Here is a 19,188-nt window from a genome sequence, read left to right on the forward strand (position 1 = left end):
AGGAAAAATATGACCATAAATTACAAAGAAAGGATAGTTGTAAATCCAGATGTAATGCTTGGTAAGCCAGTTTTTAAAGGAACAAGGGTTACAGTAGAGTTAATATTAAGAAAACTTTCTGAGGGGATGACAGTTGAAGAACTTCTTAAAGCATATCCTCAGTTGACAAAGGAAGATATACAAGCAGCAATTGCTTATTCCGCAGATGTTATCTCTCAGGAGGAAATGATTGCCTATTAAACTCTTAATTGACGAAAGTGTTGATTACAGATTAGTCATAGAGATGGACAAAAAAGGCATAGAAGTTATTTCTATTGTAAAAAATTATAGGGGAATATCTGACAAAGAGGTTTTAAATCTTGCAAAAAAGTTTAATGCAGTTCTAATTACAGAAGATAAAGATTTTGGAGAATGGATTTTTGCTCATAAAAAAAAGTTTAGGGGGGATGTTGTTAATATATAAATTGAGCGATTCCCAATTGTCATTGCGAGCGAAGCAATCTCACCTTTTTTATGAGATTGCCACGCCTCACCTTCGGCGAGGCTCGCAATGACAGACTAACAAAGGTTTTATAAAAAAATTGTTTGTTTTTGTTAAGATATAAACCTGAAGAACTTAAGGAAATTTCTATATCTTTAACAACTGTAATTGATAAGTATGGAGATGCTTTACAAGGAAAATTTACTGTTATTACTGCAAAAAAGATAAGAACAAGAGAGATTTGGTGAAAAAAGAATTTAATGTTGTAAATAAGTACTATCAGGAGTTTTAGGATGAAAGTATTATGGGCGCCGTGGAGAATAGAGTATATTTTGGGTGAGAAGGAGAAGGGATGCATTTTTTGTGATAAGCCTAAAGAGAACAAAGATAGGGATAATCTAATACTTTACAGAGGAAAGCTTGCATTTATAATAATGAATAAATATCCATACAACTCTGGACACCTCATGGTTGTGCCTTATAGACATGTTCACACTTTGGAGGAGTTAAATACAGAAGAGCTTACTGAGTGCATGCTTCTTACTGTAAAGTCTTTAAAATGCCTTAGAAAAGTCATGCATCCGGAAGGTTTTAATGTTGGACTAAATATTGGAGTTGTTGCTTCAGCAAGCATTGATGAACATCTTCATTGGCATATAGTTCCAAGATGGGCAGGAGATGTCGGCTTTATGACCATTCTTGAAGATGTCAGAGTTGTTCCTGAGCATATACTTGCTACATATGATAAACTTTATCCTTGTTTTAAAGAAGAATGAATGGAGGAAAAAAATGGAAATTGAGGAAAAAATTAAAAATGCCTATGAGGAATCTATAAAGGTTAAAGAGTTGTTTTTTAAAGAAAATATTGCCATTATCAAAGAAGTTGCAGAATTAATTGCAAAGACTCTAAGTGAGGGAGGAAAGATTCTTATTTTTGGAAATGGTGGAAGCGCCACAGATGCTTCGCACATTGCTGCAGAATTTGTTAATCGTTTTAAAAGGGAAAGACCTGGACTTCCAGCAATAGCCCTTAACACTGATATGGCTGTTATAACAGCCATAGCAAATGATTATGATTATTCTGAGATTTTTGCAAAACAAATAAAGGCACTTGGTCAAAAGGGAGATGTTGCAATAGGAATAAGCACTTCTGGGTCTTCAAGAAATGTTATTAAAGCAATTGAAGTTGCCAAAAAAAGAGGGCTTAAAACAATAGCCTTTACAAGCAAAAAAGGTGAAAAACTTATATCAAAAGTTGATTATGCCTTTGCCGTAGCATCAGAGGAAACACCAAGAATTCAGGAAACCCATATCACTTTAGGGCATATTTTATGTGAACTTGTTGAAGACATTCTTTTTGAATTACCAGTTACCAAAAGAAAGACAGAACAATGAGAATTATAGGTATAGACCCGGGAAGCAGACATTTTGGTTATGGAATAGTTTCTTATTCAATGGAGATGATTCATGCAGGAACATTACATCTTGCTCACAATATTAACATACCAGAAAGGCTAAATCTAATTTATCAGACTCTGAATGAAATCATAGAAAAATATCAACCTAATGAGATGGCAATAGAAAAAGCCTTTGTTGGCAGAACAATTCCTTCTTCCTTTGTATTAACCTACGCAAGAGCAATTGCGCTATTAGTAGCTGCACAGCATCAGATACCTGTCTTTGAGTACAGTTCAACAGAGATAAAAAAAGCCATTACAGGCTATGGAAGGGCTGATAAGATACAAGTAAGAAGTATGGTAAGGCATTTTTTAAATTGTGATGGAAAGTTTTCCTATGATAGCTCAGATGCCCTTGCTGTAGCAATTTGCCATATAAATTCAAAAAGCCTTTTAAAAGTGTTAAAATAAATAAATGCTTTCATTTATTAGAGGTAAAGCAGTTCAGATCAAGCCAGACAGATTAGTTCTTGAAGTAAGAGGGATAGGATTTTCAATAAGGATACCAATTAGAGTATCACAATTTATTCATAAAGACGAGGATGTGAAAATTTACACTTCCCTTTGTTTAAAAGAAGACTCTATTGAACTATACGGTTTTTTAGATGAGTATGAAAAAGAACTATTTGAAAAATTAATTAAAATTTCAGGCATTGGTCCCGCTACTGCAATGAATATCCTTTCAACCTATGATAGTATAAATCTTTACAATATCATTGAAAAGGAAGATATAAAAGCCCTTAGTAAAGTGCCGGGAATTGGCAAAAAAACTGCTCAAAGGATTCTTCTTGAGTTGAGAGGTATTTTACCTTCAATTAAGCATGAATTTGATAGAGGGTATGATGATATTTTGTCTGCCCTTTTAAACTTAGGCTACAAGAAAACGGATGCAAAAGAAGCCCTTGAAAAAGTATATAGCAAAGACAAGGATGAAGCTTCAATTATAAAAGAATGCTTAGCACTTCTGGCGGGGAAATATGCAGAATAGAGAAACATTGCAAAATAATGAACTATTAGATATTACCCTAAGACCTAAAACTTTAAAGGATTTTATAGGTCAGAAGAGAATCAAAGAAAACATTGAAGTTTTTATAAAAGCAGCACTTTTAAGAGGAGAGCCCCTTGACCATGTTTTATTCTGCGGTCCTCCGGGGCTTGGTAAAACAACACTCGCTTCAATTATAGCAAATGAGCTTGGTGTTAACATAAAAACCACATCTGGGCCTGTGCTTGAAAGGGCAGGAGATGTGGCAGCAATTTTAACTAATCTTTCTGACAGGGATATTTTATTTATAGATGAAATTCATAGACTTCCAAGAGTTGTTGAAGAGATTTTATATCCAGCAATGGAAGACTTCACACTGGATATAATAGTTGGTCAGGGTCCTTCTGCTCGTTCCATAAAGATAAATCTTCCACGATTTACACTTATTGGTGCTACTACAAGAACAGGACTTATTACATCACCCCTTAGAGACAGATTTGGCGTTGTCTTCAGATTAGAGTTTTATGCTCACGATGAGTTACAGCAAATTGTATCAAGGTCAGCAAGAATACTTGGAATTTCAATAGATGATGATGCAGCAATGGAAATTGCAAGACGCTCAAGGGGAACTCCGAGAATTGCAAATAGACTTTTAAAGAGAATTAGAGACTTTGCGCAGGTAAAGGGAAGAGATAATATTGATATAACAATCGCAAAGGAAGCTCTAAGTTCTCTTGATGTTGATGATTACGGGCTTGATGAGATGGACAGAAAGATTCTTCTTACGATTATTGAAAAATTCAATGGAGGACCTGCAGGAATTGAATCAATAGCAGCATCTTTAAGGGAAGACAAAGACACCATAGAAGATGTTTATGAGCCTTATCTCATGCAAGAAGGCTTCATTGAAAGAACAGCAAGGGGTAGGGTAGCAACAAGGCTTGCTTATGAAGTTTTAAAAAAGAGAATACCAGAAAGGTTATTTTAATGAAGCTATTACTTCATGCATGTTGTAGTAACTGTTTAATTTTCCCTTATAAGTCATTAAAAAATAAAGGATTTGATATAAAAGTATTCTGGTTTAATCCGAATATTCACCCTTATACTGAATACAAAGCAAGGCTTGAGTCTTTGAAAAAATTGCAAAAACTATGGAATTTTCAGGTTATTTACGATGATGATTACACAAAATTTTACAAATTTATTCGTATGGTTAGTGGTAAAGAAGCTGAAAGATGTCAATACTGTTACAGATTAAGGCTTGAGGAAACAGCAAAGAAGGCAAAGGAGTTAGGATTTAGCCATTTTTCAACTACATTACTGGTAAGTCCTTATCAGAATTTTGATAAAATATTACAAATAGGTAAGGAACTAGAGAATGAATATAAATTATCCTTCGTTCCAGAGGATTTTAGAGCAGGATTCAGGGAAGGTATGCAGATTGCGAAAGAATTGGAACTTTACAGACAAAAATATTGTGGATGCATCTATTCTGAGGCTGAGAGATATTTAAAGAGGATTGATTATGAATGAGATAGGCAAGTTTTTAATTATTGTCGGAGCAATAACAATTTTAATCGGATTAATTATGATGCTTGCAGGGAAAATTCCATTTATTGGCAAACTTCCAGGAGATATAGTTATTGAAAGAAGAAACTTCACTTTATATTTTCCTCTCGGGACATCAATAGTTTTAAGCATAATACTTTCACTATTGCTTTATATTTTCAGCCGAAGATGAGAATTTTAAAGATATTTGTTGCAACAATTATATTTTTGTTTTTGATAACACCATCAGAGCTTTTTGCAATTGAGCAAAACAGCAATTCTTATATAAGGGTCCTATTGGGTGATAGAAGACCTCAGCAAAATGATTTGAAGAAAATTAAAAAAGTAGCAGCAAAGGCAATTGTCTCAGGTTCTACATATGAGGGAGAGATAGAAATCTGGAAGGGGGAGGATGGCTATTTTTTAATTAATGTGGTTAATTTAGAAGAGTATGTAAAAGGAGTTGTTGCCTCTGAAGTTGGCATTCAGTGGCCCGAAGAGGCACTTAAAGCACAAGCTGTTTTGGCAAGAACCTATGCGGTTACTCATATCATTAGAAACAGAGAAAGAAATTTTTATGATGTTACCTCTTCTGTTTTTCATCAGGTATATAAGGGTGATATAAAATCTGAAGAAGTTGAAAAGGCAGTAAAGGCAACAAAAGGTGAGATATTAACGTACAATGGAGAGCCAATTATGGCTTTTTATCATGCCTGCAGTATAGAAAAAACAGAGGATGCAAAGGAAGTATTTGGCAGGGAATATCCTTATTTAAAGCCTGTTGAACTTCCATTTACTCCTTCTCCATATACTCTTTGGGAGAAGAAAATCAGCTTTGAAATACTTGAAAAGTCTTTATCTATGAAGAAAATTTCAGATGTAAAGATTATAAGCTATACAAGCACAGGTAGAGTAAAGGAGCTTGCATTCTTAAATGGAAAAGAAAAAAAGATTATCAAAGCAACAGAATTAAGAAGACTCCTTCAGTGGTCATTATTACCAAGCACAATGATCAAATCCATAAAAGTTGAAGGTGATGGCGTAATATTTGAAGGACAGGGATACGGACATGGCGTTGGAATGTGCCAGTGGTGTGCATTTCAGATGGCACAGGAAGGGAAAAGTTATAAAGAGATTTTATCTTACTTTTATCCCGGTACGGAGATATCAAAGCTCAATGAAAATCACTGAACTGGATTTTGAACTCCCTCCTGAACTAATCGCTCAGGAAGCTATAAAAGAAAGAGATAAAGCTCGCCTTCTTGTTTTATATAAAGAATCTGGTAAAATTGAACACAGAATTTTTTTAGACATCGTAGATTATCTTACAGAAGGTGATATGCTTATAATAAACAATACAAGAGTTATACCAGCAAGGCTTATTGGTAAAAAACCTACTGGAGGAAAGATAGAAATTTTGCTTATTCATGAAAAAGATTTTAAAGATAATAATACAGTTTGGGAAGTAATGACAAAGGGAAGTTATGAAGGTGAGGTTTATGTTGACGATAAGCTTTTGTTTATAAGAAAAAACTCTCAAGGCAAAGAGCTTATATTTCCAGATATGAACCCAGAATTTGCAAAAAAATTCATCAATGAAAAAGGATTTATGCCTTTACCACCTTACATAAAAAGAAAGCCTGAGGACAAAGATAGGCAGGATTATCAAACAGTATATGCAAAGAAAAACGGCTCAATTGCTGCTCCAACAGCCGGTCTTCATTTTACAGAAAAGCTTCTTAAAAAAATTGTGCAAAAAGGAGTATTATTAAGAGAAATTACCCTTCATGTTGGAGTGGGGACATTTAAATTAATCAAATCAGATGATGTGGAAAAGCATCAAATGGATGCAGAGTATTTTGAAATAGAAAGAAAACTATTGGATGAGATTGAAAAGGTCAAGGCATCAGGCAAAAGGATTTTTTCTGTTGGAACAACGACTACGAGGGCTTTGGAGGGATATGCATCAGGAAAATTTATTGATATGGGTTCAGATGAGTTTACAGTCAGAGGCTCAACTAACATTTTCATTTACCCTGGTTATGTATTTAAAATAGTTGATGCATTAATTACGAACTTTCATCTTCCCCGTTCTACACCTCTTGCACTTTTGTATGCCTTTTGCTCAATTGATAAAGTAAAAAAAGCATATAAGGAAGCCATAGAGAAAAAGTATAGATTTTTTTCCTATGGTGATGCTATGTTAATCTTATGATACAAAAGGGAGATGAACTAATCGTGATTAATAAGAAAGTATTTGTTGTTATTCTATCATCTATTGCAATATTAGGCATAATTATAGGCTATTTAATAGGTTATTTTACTGTGCCTGCAAAACAGATTTATATTCAAAAACCTGACAGTTCAGAAAAAACAGTGTTGCCATCTACTGTAGAAACAGCCTTTGCCACAAAACAGGAAGCCCAGCCTTTACAAGTTGAGCAAAAACAAGAAAAAACACAGCCTCCTCAGCAAGAACAAATTAAAGAACAAACTCAGCAGATTCAACCAAAAGAAGAGCAGGTTCAGCAAAAACAACTTGCCCAATCCAGCACTGAAAAAAACTCTCCAAAGGAAGAAAAAGTTCAAGTAAAAAAGGATGAACAAACTACAAAGCCTCTAAAAGAAAGTAGTAAAGTTGAGTCAGCTAAAACAGAAGAAAAACCAAAAATTAAATCAAAAGCAAAAAAAATAACAAAAACTGCCACATCAAAATCTCCTGAAAAACAGCCTTATTTTACAATTCAGGTTGGTGCGTTTTCAGATTTGGAAAAGGCAAACAAAATGAATGACAAGCTTATTCAACAGGGATATAAGTCATTCATTACGAAAGAAGAAAATTTATTTAAAGTAAGAGTTGGTAAATACAAAACTTTTCAAGAAGCTAAGCTAATCTCTTCAGAATTGAATGAAAAGGGCTTTGAAAATTTCATTTTAAAGCTATCAAAAGAGTCAAAGAGGAGGTAAAAAATTTTAAAGACATTAGAACTTGATGAAGAGCGTGAATATCCGTTCCTTCACGGAGGCTTAGATAAAATTTTTAAGCTTATTGAAGAAGCCTTGAGGGTGAGTTTAAGCGTTAGAGGCAATAAACTCATTATTCAAGGAGAAGATGAAGTTGAAGTCAAGCAGGCTGAGCAGATAATAGAAGAAATCAGAGCTGTTAACAAAGAGGGATATGTTATTAAACCAGAGGATGTGATGCATTCTATTCAGTCACTTAAGGAGGGAAAGCCTGTTTCAATAGTTGGGCTTTTTAAGGGCGGAATACCAATACCATCAAAAAAAAGAGTTATTATTCCCAAAACAGAAACGCAAAAACAGTATATAGATGCAATTTTTAAGGATGACATAGTTTTTGGAATTGGTCCAGCTGGCACGGGTAAAACATATCTTGCTATGGCAATGGCAATTCATTTTCTGCTTAACCGAACAGTATCAAGGATTGTTCTTGTAAGACCTGCAGTTGAGGCAGGAGAAAAATTAGGATTCCTCCCGGGAGCTATAGAAGAAAAAGTAAGCCCTTACTTAAGACCTCTTTATGATGCACTCTATGATATGCTTGACCTTGATAAAGCTTCCAAATTAATTGAAAAGGGAGCAATAGAGATAGCTCCTCTCGCATTTATGAGAGGAAGAACACTGAATGATTCTTTTATAATTCTTGATGAAGCACAGAATACAACCACTGAACAGATGAAGATGTTTCTTACAAGACTTGGTTTTGGCTCAAAGGCTGTTATAACAGGAGATATTACCCAAATAGACCTTCCTCCTCAAAAAGTATCAGGATTGGTTGAGGCAGTTAAAATTCTCAAGGATATTAAAGGAATTAGGATTATTTATTTTACAGAAAAAGATGTGGTAAGGCACAGACTCGTTCAAAAAATCATAAAGGCATATGAAAAATACGAAAGACAATCAGACACTTAAAAAAGCAAAAAAAGATAAAAGCAATATAAGAAAGTTTATAGAAAAATTTAAAAAAACTCAAAATGGCAAAGGAAGTATACCTTTCATAGAACAAGAAGCACTTTATTTTATTGTTTTTTTAACATTTCTTTCTTCTTTCCTATTGCATGATTACAAATCTGGAGTTTTATCTTTTTTAGGAGTTTTCACATTAGTTTTTATTATTCTTGTATTTTTCTACAGAGATTTAAGGAGATACAAACCAGCATACTTTGCAAAGAAAAAAATGCTTTTTCTTCTTGGTATTCTTATTTTATTCAATCTGATAGTCTGTAGAGCATTTGAGTATTTTTTTAATATTTTTTCAAAGGGATTAGGGATTGAGCAATACTTACTTCATTACTTTGGAATTCCATTAGCCATAGGCGCTGTAATAGTTGTTATGATTTTTGATTTTCATACTGCTATTACTTTCTCGTTGGTTCTAACCTTATTAGTCAGCATCTGGATTAAAACATCTTTGTTTCCAGTTTATGTTTTTATAACATGTCTTGTTGCAGCTTTTACCCTGATAAGAGTGAAAAAAAGAAGTGATATAATAAATGCAGGAGTATACATAATTTTAATGACTATAACTGCTGGTATTTCTATTATGTTAATATCTGAGCAATTCTCTCTGTCTTCAGCTTATCTTTTGCTTGTTTTTTCCTTTTTTAATGGTTTTTCAGTATCCGCATTATGTTTTTTAATTTTACCTTTGTTGGAAAAATTTTTTAATATTGCCACTCCACTAAGTCTTATTGAACTTCTTGATATAGACCACCCCCTAATGAAACAGCTCTCTTTAGAGGCACCCGGCACTTATCATCATAGTATCATTGTTGGCACTCTTGCAGAGTCTGCAGCTGAGGTTGTTGGAGTAAATCCACTCCTTGCAAAGGTTGCTTCATATTATCATGACATAGGTAAGATGAGAATGCCTGAATATTTCGTGGAGAATCAAATAGGCTGTGTAAGCAAACATGAAAAACTAAGTCCCCACCTAAGCAGCTTAATTATAATCTCCCATGTTAAAGACGGAGTTGAACTCGCAAATGAGTTTAATCTGCCAGAAATTATAAAAGATATCATTCAACAGCATCATGGCAGTTCATTGATTACATATTTTTACCAAAAGGCATTAAGAGAACAAGAAACTCCTCCATCTGAAATGGATTATCGCTATCCGGGTCCTAAACCTCAAACCAAGCTTGCTGCATTAATAATGCTTGCTGATGCTATAGAAGCCTCATCAAGAGCCCTTGATGATCCCACACCAGCAAGGATTTCAAATCTGATAGACAAAATCATTGAAAAAATCTTTCTTGATGGACAACTTGATGAATGTGATATAACTTTAAAAGATTTGAATAATATTAAAATCAAATTTGAGCATGTTTTAACAGGCATTTTTCACAGAAGAATTCCATATCCTGAAGAGAAAAAAGATGAAAAAAAGCTTGAAACTGCAAGTTGATGTAATTAATAGACAAAGAAAGATAAAAATATCACCCCAAAGGGTATTATCTTCATCAAAGAAAATTTTAAGGCTCCTGTCCAAAGAAATTTGCCAGAAAGCCTCTGAGGGAAAAATCATTTCCATTTCAGTAGTTTTAATAGGCAGTAAAAAGATGAAGGAGATAAATTACAAATACAGAGGCAAAAATTACCCAACCGATGTTTTATCTTTTTCTTTCATTGATGAAACACATGAAGATGAAATCTATCTTGGTGAAATTTTGATAAATCCCGAGAAAGCTCTCATTCAGGCAAGGCAGTATAGAGCAACTTTTTGGCAGGAAATAAACAGACTCCTTGTTCACGGCATACTTCATCTGTTAGGCTATGACCATGAAGCCTCCCCTCAGGATGCAAAAAAAATGCGACAAATGGAAAATAAAATTTTAAAAGCGTTAAAGTCCTAATTCCTCCGGAGTTCCAATCCTACCAAGCACAGCAGAAGCTGCAGCTACTGCCGGAGAACTGAGATAAACTTCAGATTCAGGATGTCCCATTCTTCCAACAAAGTTTCTATTTGTTGTTGCAATGGCTCTTTCACCTTTTGCAAGAATTCCCATATGCCCACCAAGACAGGGACCACATGTTGGAGGGGAGACAACAGCCTGAGTTTCAACGAATATTTCAATAAGTCCTTCTTTCATTGCCTGCATATAAATTTTCTGCGTTGCAGGAATTACAATCATTCTTACATCTGGATGAACTTTTCTTCCCTTAATTACCATAGCTGCTTCTCTTAAATCTTCAAGCCTTCCATTTGTGCATGAACCAATTACAACTTGGTCTATTTTTATATGAGTAAGTTCTGCAGCTGGAAAAACATTTGATGGAAGATGTGGGCATGCAACTACAGGTGGTATCTTTGAACAATCATACTCTTTTATATCAAAATATTTTGCATCGGGATCAGAAGTATAAAATTTATACGGTCTTTTTGCACGAGGTTTTACATATTCTTCAGTAATTTTATCTGGAACAATAATTCCTGTTTTTGCACCAGCTTCAATAGCCATATTACACATCGTTAACCTTCCACTCATAGGCATGTTTTCAATAAGCTCGCCAGAAAATTCCATAGCCATGTAAGATGCTCCATCCACTCCAATATCTCCAATTGTGTATAGAATTAAATCCTTTCCACTTACCCATTTCTGTAGTTTTCCATAATATACAAACTTGATTGTCTCTGGCACCTTAAACCAGCACTCACCTGTTGCCATAGCGACAGCTGCATCAGTTGAGCCAACACCTGTTGCAAAGGCTCCTAAAGCACCATATGTGCAGGTATGACTGTCTGCACCTATTATAAGGTCTCCCGGCAGGACAATGCCTTCTTCAGGTAAAAGAGCATGCTCTATTCCAACTCTTCCAATTTCAAAATAGTGTTTTATATTATATTTCTTTGCAAATTCCCTAAGCATCTTGCACTGCTCTGCTGCTTTTATATCTTTCTGTGGAGTAAAATGGTCAGGCACAAGGGCAATTTTTTCTTTGTCAAATACATCTTTCACGCCTAATCTTTCAAACTCCTTTATTGCAATTGGTGCTGTAATATCATTTGCTAATACCACATCAACTTTTGCATTTATTATTTCTCCAGGAGAAACTTCTTTTTTTCCTGCATGTTCTGCAAGAATTTTTTCTGTTATTGTCATTCCCATTTGCTTCCCTCCAAATATTGATTTAAAATTCTATTACTTAAATTGAACGATTTTCAAGTCATTGCAGGGGACAAAGTCCCAAAACAGTCTATGAGATTGCTTCGCTTCGCTCGCAATGACAATAAAAGGAAGTCATCACAATGACCATGAAAGGAAGCCATCGCAATGATAATAAAAGGAAGCCATTGCGAGGGTTTCTCTCGTAATGCAAAAACCACATGCTTCTTCATTCCAATAAAGTCCCTTCTTCGTCATTGCGAGGGTGCAACAGCACCCGAAGCAATCTCGCTTTTAATGCTAATTTTTATAACTGCAACTCCTATTTTGCGAGCGATAGCATCGCAATCTAAAAATACAAAATTGCTTCATTATGCTTGCAATAATACTGAAAAAACTCTCAACATAGGTATAAAAAAATCGCTTAATTTAGATATTATAAATTATGATGCACCTTAAAGAAAAGCTTGAAAGCCTTTACAGCAAATTTGACTTTGAATCTGCCATACAAAATGACCCAATTAAATTTCCAAAAAAATATTCCCACCCTCTTGATATTGAAGTCTCTGCAATAATTGCTTCATCCTTTGCTTACGGAAGTATTAAGTGTTTTTGTAACTTTCTTCATGAACTTTTCAAAATTATGGGAGAGCATCCTGCTGATTTTGTCATAAATTTTAAACCTCAGTTTTTGCTTAAAAAAAACTTAAAATATAGATTCAGCAACATATACGATATCTCAGCGTTTATATTTGTGCTTAAGAATTTACTTAGAGAATCAGGCACTTTGCAAAATTATTTTAAGTGCAACCCTTTAGAAAATGATATTCAAGAACCTTTACTCAAGCAAGTTAAGAGAATATCTAACTTTGTGGATGAAGCCTTAAAAGTTGACTTATCACCTATTTATGGAAAAAACATTAAAACAAATGGATTTCTGCATTTTCTTCCTCATCCTGCAAAGAAGAGTCCATGCAAAAGGATAAATCTTTTTCTAAGATGGATGGTAAGAGACAAAGATATAGATTTTGGCATTTGGAACAGCATAAAGCCAGATGAACTTCTTATTCCCCTTGATGTTCATGTTTGGAATGTGGCAAAAAGATTGGGACTTACGAAAAGAAAAACTCCAGATTTAAAATCAGCCGTTGAAATTACTCAAAATTTAAAACAATTAGACTCCCAAGACCCTTTAAAATATGATTTTGTTCTATGTCATGGTGACATCAATTCGTTGATTTGACCACAGCTTTTAAAAGAGATATTGATGATGCAACTTGCTTTATTAGCTCCTCTTCATTTGGAATTCTATTTTCAATGTAACACTTATTCGCAATTTCCAATGCAGAGTTTGCAATTTTTGCTATTTCTCTTTTTAGGTCTTCAGTAGATTCTAAATTAATTTCTTTAACTGCATTCATAATTTTTTTATTTATATCCGAATCATTTTTCAAATATTCGCTGAATGCCTCATCAAATTTTATGTGATTTTCACGGTTAAAATTGCCTTCATTTTCATATATCTTTCCATCGCTTGCAATGTTATCTCCATAAGGAAAATTATGAAGGGGTTGGGAAAGGTCTCCGATAAAGTGAGCTATTGTCGCAAGATAGTATTGATAGGCAAGCTTATTGTCAGGCTTTGTTTTGTCAAGGGATTTCATTTTTTCATAAATATCAACAATCCTCCAGTACAAAACTCCTGCAGGACGGGGAACATAAACCTTGAAATTTTTACCATTGTGAAGAAGTTGTAATTCCGTAATTTTGAATTTATCAATGTAATCAACTGTAACAACAGTATTAGGAGCTGCATCGTGATAATGAAATGGTGCAAGAAGGTCATAATTGTCATCTCTTGTTATATCTGGCATACATGCAGCCTCTGGAATGTTTAATCCTGCCATTTTTGCAATATAGGCATGTGTCATACAATCCCACGCATAGGCGGGATATATGCTACTTAGCAGAAATATTAGTATAATTATAAGTCTTTTTAACATCGTATTTCCTCCATTTTAATTTAATATTGAGCGATTTTTAAGCGTCATTTCAAATGGATACCACGCCTTCAGCTATAGAAAGGCTTTTTTTTTCCGTCACTGCCATGCAATCCATACCGTCATTGCGACTCCGAGCGAAGCGAGGAGGAAGCAATCTCGCCTTTTTTATGAAATTGCCACGTCTCACCTTCGGTGAGTCTCGCAATGACAGGCTAACACAAAGGTCTTCACTAAAAATCTCTCCATTGAGGTCTAATTTAGGCTGGGCTGATGCCCAGCCTTTATGTTAAATCTTGAACTGAAGCTGCCATCTAAAGAATTTTGCTGACTCTGCTTTGTTTGAGTAAAAGCTTTTTGGATCAAAGTATTCATACTGAATAAATCCGTCAAGATTCTTTGTGAATTTATAACTTAATACAGCACCGTAAAGGTGTCCTCTGTCTTTTCCATCATTTGAAAACATGTCTTTGTAATTACCTGTAGTTATATTTGTTTTTTCATCCGCCCAAAGATGTTGATAACTAAGCTTAAGGCTCATATCCTTGATTGGCTTTATTACGAGATTTGTTACAAAAATTTTCATATTTGTCCAATAACCTGGAATTGGTCCACCTTTTCCTGAAGTTTCTGGAACAAGGGTGTAAATAATCAACTCATTCCATTGGGGAGCTCTTGAAAAAAGTGGATTAAAGCCTTCATCTTTATCCGTAGTGTTTTGGTCATCTCCTGAAAGATAAACATATCCAACCTCAAGTAAAGGACTTACAGGACACTTTTTAAATTCATATCCTGCAAAGGCATATCCTCCAAATCCTCTTCTTTTTGTTCCGTTTTCATATTTTCCATACTGCTTTGCAGCTTCAGCTCTGAATTTGAAGTTTTCAATTGTAAGCACACCTCTTAATCCAAAGGTGTTTATGTATGATTCCTGTTTAATAAAGTCTGATTCCTTTTCTTTTTTGTAAATGTAATATGGCTCAACATTTAAAAAATCAGCTAACTTATGCCTTCCATAAATCCAGAAACCCCTCTCATTTGAACCAGTAAGTCTTTTCTTATGTTCAATATATGCAACTTTTCTCCCATCATCATAGGATGGATGAATACTTGGAAGGAAAATATCTCTCTCAGGATTTGAAACATAGACAATATCAATATTGTGCTCTTTTGCAAGATGCAAAGTTGCTCTTATAGCATTAAAATAAAAAGTTCTTGAACCATCACCCGGTGTGCCATCAAGTATTAAAAATCCCTCTCCATACATGTCAGGACCTAAGAAATCTTGTCTTCCAATTCTAAAGCTAACAGGAAGATTCCCCGGCTTTTTGATATCCAAATAAAGATTATCAAATACAATCTCATCTTGGTCAAATCTCTGTCCATCCACAGGAGATTTCTTATCAAGAGGAAGCTTATAATCTCCAATAAAATACTTTGGCTCCGTTGTAAGCCTTGCATAGACTGAAAAAGTATCATCAAACTTAACCTTATCCCAAATCTGCACCCTTAACCTAAAGAAATTCCTGTCAGGCTGCGCTGTCGGATTAGTTCCTAATGCAACAACATTGTCCCAAATTTCTTGCCTTAACCTTAAAGATGCACCCCATTCATTTTCAATCGCGGTGCAAATTGAGTATGAGGTTAGGGTAAAAATAATTGATAAAAAAAGTAGAAGCATTTTCTTCATAAGCCAAAACCTCCTTGCAAAAAATTTCACTTTTTATAGCATAAATTGCCATTTTAATGCAAGATAAATTGAGTTATTACCAAAGTAAACCTATTTTGAGCGATTTTTGCAAAACCTTTGTTAATCCCCAAAATAGAGATAGACACTCGTCACTGCGAGCCCCCTGTTGCGAGCAATAGCGTGGCAATCTGGGGCGAAGCAGTCTTTAATAAGGCTTTATAGAAAAATAAAGAAGAGATTGCTTCGGGCACTTTGTGCCCTCGCAATGACGACAAGGATAGTCATTGCAAGCTTTTTTCTTCTTCATCATTGCAGTTATCCTCCGTCTGGGTCATTGCAAGCCTCACTGAATTTCTTTTTCTGTCATTCCGAGCCTCACCTAAGGTGAGGCTCGGCAATCTCTCTTCCTTGATGACCCCATCCTGTCATTGCGAGGCATCCGTTAGGATGCCGAAGCAATCCCTTTCCTTATTGAAGGGAAAAAAGAAGAGATTGCTTCGGGACTTCGTCCTTCGAAATGACAGGGAGGGAGGTCATTGCTTCGTCTGTTCTTAGGCAGGTAAAGCAATCTCATAAAAAGCAAGATTGCCTTGTCGCTTCCCTCGCAATGATGCCACCTCTGTCTCCCCCGAGACCTGCTAAGCATTTTTTTCCCGTCATTACGATGCTTGCTATGCATTTTTTTTCCGTCATCACAAGACTTGCAAAGCAATTTTTTCCCGTCATCACGAGGCTTGCTAGGCATTTTTTCCTGTCATCACAAGGCTTGTAAAGCAATCCGAAGTGATCTCTTATTTAGTTAGAATATAAAAAGGAGAGATGACTTCTTCCTCGCTTTGCTCGTAGTAGTAATTACAAGTGAGAATTGGTAAATTTAGAGTAAAATTAAAATTGCTATTTTTTTTCATTTGTAGTAAAATTTAAAAAAACTTCTTTGGAGGTGTGAAATGAGAGAGGAAGAGATCATTGAAATCCTTAAGAAAGAGAATGAAGAGTTTCGTAAGCTTTATGAAGAACACAAACAATTGGATGATATCATTGACGAGATGAACAAAAAGCCTTACTTAACACCTGAAGAAGAAATTGAAAAGAAAAGATTGCAAAAGGAAAAGCTTTATAAAAAGGATAAAATAGCTGAATTCATAAAGCAGTATAAAGCAAAACTTTCATAGGAGATATAGCAATGAGAAGCGATATAATAAAAAAGGGACTTGAGAGAACTCCCCATCGTGCACTCCTTTACGCAACTGGATTACCAAAGACAGAAATGAAAAAGCCTTTTATTGGTGTGGCAACCAGCTTTACTGACATTATTCCGGGTCACATATCAATGAATGAACTTGCAAGATTTATTGAAAAGGGAATTCATACTGCTGGCGGCTATCCTTTCTTTTTTGGAATACCGGGAATATGTGATGGAATAGCAATGGGACATAAAGGAATGAAATTTTCTTTGCCATCAAGGGAATTGATAGCAGACATTATTGAATGCATAGTTGAGGCTCATCAGTTTGATGGAATTGTGCTTCTTACAAACTGTGATAAAATTACTCCGGGAATGCTAATGGCTGCAGCTCGGCTTGATATTCCTGCAATTGTTCTTACTGCTGGACCAATGCTTGGTGGATACTACAAAGGCGTAAGAAGAAATCTTACATCCGATACATTTGAGGCAGTAGGCAAGTTTAAAAAGGGAGAGTTAACAGAAAAGGATTTGCAAGCCCTTGAGCTTTGTGCTTGTCCAACAGCTGGTTCTTGTCAAGGAATGTATACTGCAAATACAATGGCTTGTGTAACAGAGGCTCTTGGAATGAGCTTACCGGGTGTGGCAGCAACTCCTGCGGTAATGTCTGAAAAAAGAAGAATGGCTTTTGACACAGGAGTGCAAATTGTTGAGCTTATCAAGAAGAAAGTTAATGCGAGAAAAATACTTACAAAGGAAGCCTTTTACAATGCCATAGCAGTGGATATGGCTTTGGGGGGTTCTACTAATACAATTTTGCATATAAAAGCTATTGCCAATGAAGCTGGAATTGACCTGCCACTGGAAGTTTTTGATGAAATAAGCAAAAAAACACCGCATATCGTAAATGTTATACCTTCAGGACAGCATTATATGGAAGACCTTTACAGGGCAGGAGGAATTCCTGCTGTGCTAAAGAGACTTAAAGATAAACTTTATTCAAATCCGACTGTATCGGGTTTGGACATAAAAGATATCGCAAAAAAAGCTGAGATTTATGATGAGGATGTCATTCGTTCATTTGAAAAGGCTTATCATAAAGAGGGTGGAATTGCGATTCTTAAAGGTAATCTTGCACCCGATGGAGCAGTCATAAAACAGACAGCTGTATCTGCAAAGATGCTTAAATTTGAAGGAATCGCCCGCTGTTTTGATTCAGAAGAAGATGCCATGAAAGCAATTTTAGCTGGTCAGATAAAAGAAGGTGATGTAATTGTTATCAGATATGAAGGTCCTGCTGGTGGTCCCGGAATGAGAGAAATGCTATCTCCAACAAGTGCAATCACTGGAATGGGACTTAACGAATCTGTTGCTTTGATAACAGATGGAAGATTTTCAGGTGGAACAAGGGGTCCTTGTATTGGGCATGTATCACCAGAAGCAGCAAAGGGTGGTCCAATTGCAATTGTTAAAGACGGAGATAGAATATTGATAGATATTCCAAAGAGGAAATTGGAGCTAAAGATTACTGAAAAAGAGCTTAATCAAAGACTTAAAGCATGGAAACCTCCAAAACCAAAGATTAAAAGTGGCTATCTTAGCAGATACATGAGAATGGTGAGTTCTGCGGATAAAGGAGCGATATTAGAGTAAGACTTGATAAAAGTTTGTTTTTTTTATTATCTTAAAAATAGCCGGAGTGGCGGAATTGGTAGACGCAAGGGACTTAAAATCCCTCGGAGGGTGACCTCCGTACGAGTTCGAGTCTCGTCTCCGGCATTTTTTATTTCCCACAGGAGGCATATATGATTACAAAAGCAGTCCTTCCTGTTGCCGGACTTGGCACGAGATTTTTACCAGCTACAAAAGCTTCCCCAAAAGAAATGCTACCTATTGTTGACAAACCAATAATTCAATATGCTGTTGAAGAAGCACAAAGGGTTGGTATAAAGGATTTTCTCTTTATCACTGGAAAACATAAAAGAGCCATTGAGGACCATTTTGATAAAGCCTATGAGCTTGAAGAAAGGCTCAAGGCTACTGGAAAACTAAAACTTTTGGAAAAGATAAACTGTTTTGAAAATCTTAATTTTGCCTACATCAGACAAAAGGAACCAAAGGGACTGGGAGATGCGATTTTATATGCCAAACCGTTTGTAAATAACGAGCCCTTTGTCGTGATACTAAGTGATGACTTAATTGATCCTGAATATTCAGTTTTAGCAGATATGATAAATATTTATGAAAAGACAAAAGCGAGTGTTATAGCATTGGAAGAGGTTTCATGGAGTGATGTATCTCGTTATGGAATTGTTGCAGGGAAAAAGACAGGCGATTATTATCAAATTGAGGATATGGTTGAAAAGCCTGAACAATCAAAAGCTCCGTCAAATCTCGCAATCATTGGTAGATATATTCTTACTCCGCATATTTTTAAACATCTTGAAAAAGTTCAACCCGGCAAAGGAGGAGAAATACAACTTACAGACGCATTGAAGATGCTTTTAGATGAATCTCCAATTTATGGATATGTTATTAAAGGACATAGATATGATGCTGGAGAAAAATTGGGTTATTTAAAGACGATTATAGAATTTGCCCTAAAGGACCCAGAACTCTCATCAGAATTCAAAATTTTTCTAAAAGACAAAGCCCAAAGCCTTTAAAGTAAAAAAATTCATCAAAAAAATCACAAAATCATTTAGAAAATTGTTAAA

23 protein-coding genes and 1 tRNA gene are annotated in these 19,188 nt (G+C 35.3%); 21 read left to right on the top strand and 3 right to left on the bottom strand.

The features are described from left to right. Positions 1-15 precede the first annotated feature (15 nt). From ACYQ3P_RS10690 to ybeY, 16 genes are all read left to right on the top strand, one after another. Positions 16-240: a DUF433 domain-containing protein gene (locus ACYQ3P_RS10690; RefSeq protein ID WP_460178086.1), complete on the top strand. Its 225-nt coding sequence runs from the start codon at positions 16-18 to the stop codon at positions 238-240. Continuing rightward, positions 230-463 (top strand): DUF5615 family PIN-like protein, encoded by a 234-nt coding sequence (locus ACYQ3P_RS10695; protein ID WP_460177858.1) that lies wholly within the window; start codon positions 230-232, stop codon positions 461-463. The genes ACYQ3P_RS10690 and ACYQ3P_RS10695 overlap by 11 nt, the downstream gene beginning before the upstream one ends. Positions 464-585: 122 nt before the next feature. Then, the gene (locus ACYQ3P_RS10700; RefSeq protein ID WP_460177859.1) at positions 586-729 is read left to right on the top strand and encodes a hypothetical protein; all 144 of its coding nucleotides are present in this window, start codon (positions 586-588) and stop codon (positions 727-729) included. Positions 730-774: 45 nt separating this feature from the next. Continuing rightward, positions 775-1,257 (top strand): HIT family protein, encoded by a 483-nt coding sequence (locus tag ACYQ3P_RS10705; RefSeq protein ID WP_460177860.1) that lies wholly within the window; start codon positions 775-777, stop codon positions 1,255-1,257. Positions 1,258-1,270: 13 nt separating this feature from the next. Continuing rightward, positions 1,271-1,876: a D-sedoheptulose-7-phosphate isomerase gene (locus ACYQ3P_RS10710; RefSeq protein ID WP_460177861.1), complete on the top strand. Its 606-nt coding sequence runs from the start codon at positions 1,271-1,273 to the stop codon at positions 1,874-1,876. Then, entirely contained in the window at positions 1,873-2,349 is a 477-nt protein-coding gene (gene ruvC / locus ACYQ3P_RS10715) for a crossover junction endodeoxyribonuclease RuvC (RefSeq protein WP_460177862.1), read from the top strand. Before ACYQ3P_RS10710 ends, ruvC begins: the two co-directional genes overlap by 4 nt. 4 nt (positions 2,350-2,353) lie before the next feature. Beyond that, positions 2,354-2,926 carry a Holliday junction branch migration protein RuvA gene (gene ruvA, locus ACYQ3P_RS10720; protein WP_460177863.1) on the top strand — a complete coding sequence of 191 codons (573 nt, stop codon included), beginning with the start codon at positions 2,354-2,356 and terminating at the stop codon, positions 2,924-2,926. Further along, entirely contained in the window at positions 2,916-3,911 is a 996-nt protein-coding gene (gene ruvB / locus ACYQ3P_RS10725; RefSeq protein WP_460177864.1) for a Holliday junction branch migration DNA helicase RuvB, read from the top strand. The genes ruvA and ruvB overlap by 11 nt, the downstream gene beginning before the upstream one ends. Next, positions 3,911-4,456 carry an epoxyqueuosine reductase QueH gene (locus ACYQ3P_RS10730; RefSeq protein WP_460177865.1) on the top strand — a complete coding sequence of 182 codons (546 nt, stop codon included), beginning with the start codon at positions 3,911-3,913 and terminating at the stop codon, positions 4,454-4,456. The genes ruvB and ACYQ3P_RS10730 overlap by 1 nt, the downstream gene beginning before the upstream one ends. After that, entirely contained in the window at positions 4,449-4,664 is a 216-nt protein-coding gene (locus ACYQ3P_RS10735) for a DUF2905 domain-containing protein (protein WP_460177866.1), read from the top strand. Before ACYQ3P_RS10730 ends, ACYQ3P_RS10735 begins: the two co-directional genes overlap by 8 nt. Continuing rightward, entirely contained in the window at positions 4,661-5,662 is a 1,002-nt protein-coding gene (locus ACYQ3P_RS10740; RefSeq protein ID WP_460177867.1) for a SpoIID/LytB domain-containing protein, read from the top strand. Before ACYQ3P_RS10735 ends, ACYQ3P_RS10740 begins: the two co-directional genes overlap by 4 nt. Beyond that, positions 5,649-6,686 carry a tRNA preQ1(34) S-adenosylmethionine ribosyltransferase-isomerase QueA gene (gene queA / locus ACYQ3P_RS10745; RefSeq protein WP_460177868.1) on the top strand — a complete coding sequence of 346 codons (1,038 nt, stop codon included), beginning with the start codon at positions 5,649-5,651 and terminating at the stop codon, positions 6,684-6,686. Before ACYQ3P_RS10740 ends, queA begins: the two co-directional genes overlap by 14 nt. Next, positions 6,683-7,438 (top strand): SPOR domain-containing protein, encoded by a 756-nt coding sequence (locus ACYQ3P_RS10750; protein ID WP_460177869.1) that lies wholly within the window; start codon positions 6,683-6,685, stop codon positions 7,436-7,438. Before queA ends, ACYQ3P_RS10750 begins: the two co-directional genes overlap by 4 nt. Positions 7,439-7,537: 99 nt before the next feature. Continuing rightward, on the top strand, positions 7,538-8,404 hold the full coding sequence (locus ACYQ3P_RS10755; protein ID WP_460177870.1) for a PhoH family protein: 867 nt from the start codon (positions 7,538-7,540) through the stop codon (positions 8,402-8,404). Next, positions 8,373-9,899, top strand: a complete 1,527-nt coding sequence (locus ACYQ3P_RS10760) for an HD family phosphohydrolase (protein WP_460177871.1) — start codon at positions 8,373-8,375, stop codon at positions 9,897-9,899. Before ACYQ3P_RS10755 ends, ACYQ3P_RS10760 begins: the two co-directional genes overlap by 32 nt. Continuing rightward, on the top strand, positions 9,871-10,347 hold the full coding sequence (ybeY, locus tag ACYQ3P_RS10765; protein WP_460177872.1) for an rRNA maturation RNase YbeY: 477 nt from the start codon (positions 9,871-9,873) through the stop codon (positions 10,345-10,347). Before ACYQ3P_RS10760 ends, ybeY begins: the two co-directional genes overlap by 29 nt. Here the strand turns inward: ybeY and leuC are convergent. Next, entirely contained in the window at positions 10,336-11,601 is a 1,266-nt protein-coding gene (leuC, locus tag ACYQ3P_RS10770; RefSeq protein ID WP_460177873.1) for a 3-isopropylmalate dehydratase large subunit, read from the bottom strand. The genes ybeY and leuC overlap by 12 nt on opposite strands. A 442-nt stretch (positions 11,602-12,043) precedes the next feature. Between leuC and ACYQ3P_RS10775 the strand changes: the two genes are divergently transcribed. Next, positions 12,044-12,841: a TIGR02757 family protein gene (locus ACYQ3P_RS10775; RefSeq protein ID WP_460177874.1), complete on the top strand. Its 798-nt coding sequence runs from the start codon at positions 12,044-12,046 to the stop codon at positions 12,839-12,841. On the opposite strand, the gene ACYQ3P_RS10780 is transcribed toward ACYQ3P_RS10775, so the two are convergent. Next, positions 12,825-13,601: a S1/P1 nuclease gene (locus ACYQ3P_RS10780; protein WP_460177875.1), complete on the bottom strand. Its 777-nt coding sequence runs from the start codon at positions 13,599-13,601 to the stop codon at positions 12,825-12,827. The genes ACYQ3P_RS10775 and ACYQ3P_RS10780 overlap by 17 nt on opposite strands. A gap of 286 nt (positions 13,602-13,887) precedes the next feature. Continuing rightward, positions 13,888-15,288, bottom strand: coding sequence for an alginate export family protein (locus tag ACYQ3P_RS10785; protein ID WP_460177876.1), 1,401 nt, complete (start codon positions 15,286-15,288; stop codon positions 13,888-13,890). Positions 15,289-16,235: 947 nt separating this feature from the next. Here ACYQ3P_RS10785 and ACYQ3P_RS10790 point away from each other — a divergent pair. From ACYQ3P_RS10790 to galU, 4 genes are all read left to right on the top strand, one after another. Further along, a complete protein-coding gene (locus ACYQ3P_RS10790) occupies positions 16,236-16,460 on the top strand; it encodes an HP1242/YdcH family protein (RefSeq protein ID WP_460177877.1) in 225 nt (74 codons plus the stop codon). Positions 16,461-16,471: 11 nt separating this feature from the next. Then, on the top strand, positions 16,472-18,124 hold the full coding sequence (ilvD, locus tag ACYQ3P_RS10795; RefSeq protein WP_460177878.1) for a dihydroxy-acid dehydratase: 1,653 nt from the start codon (positions 16,472-16,474) through the stop codon (positions 18,122-18,124). 40 nt (positions 18,125-18,164) lie between these two features. Continuing rightward, positions 18,165-18,250, top strand: a tRNA-Leu gene (locus ACYQ3P_RS10800). 26 nt (positions 18,251-18,276) lie between these two features. Beyond that, positions 18,277-19,137 carry a UTP--glucose-1-phosphate uridylyltransferase GalU gene (gene galU / locus ACYQ3P_RS10805; RefSeq protein ID WP_460177879.1) on the top strand — a complete coding sequence of 287 codons (861 nt, stop codon included), beginning with the start codon at positions 18,277-18,279 and terminating at the stop codon, positions 19,135-19,137. Positions 19,138-19,188 lie beyond the last annotated feature (51 nt).

The sequence above is a fragment of the Thermodesulfovibrio hydrogeniphilus genome (assembly GCF_054657355.1).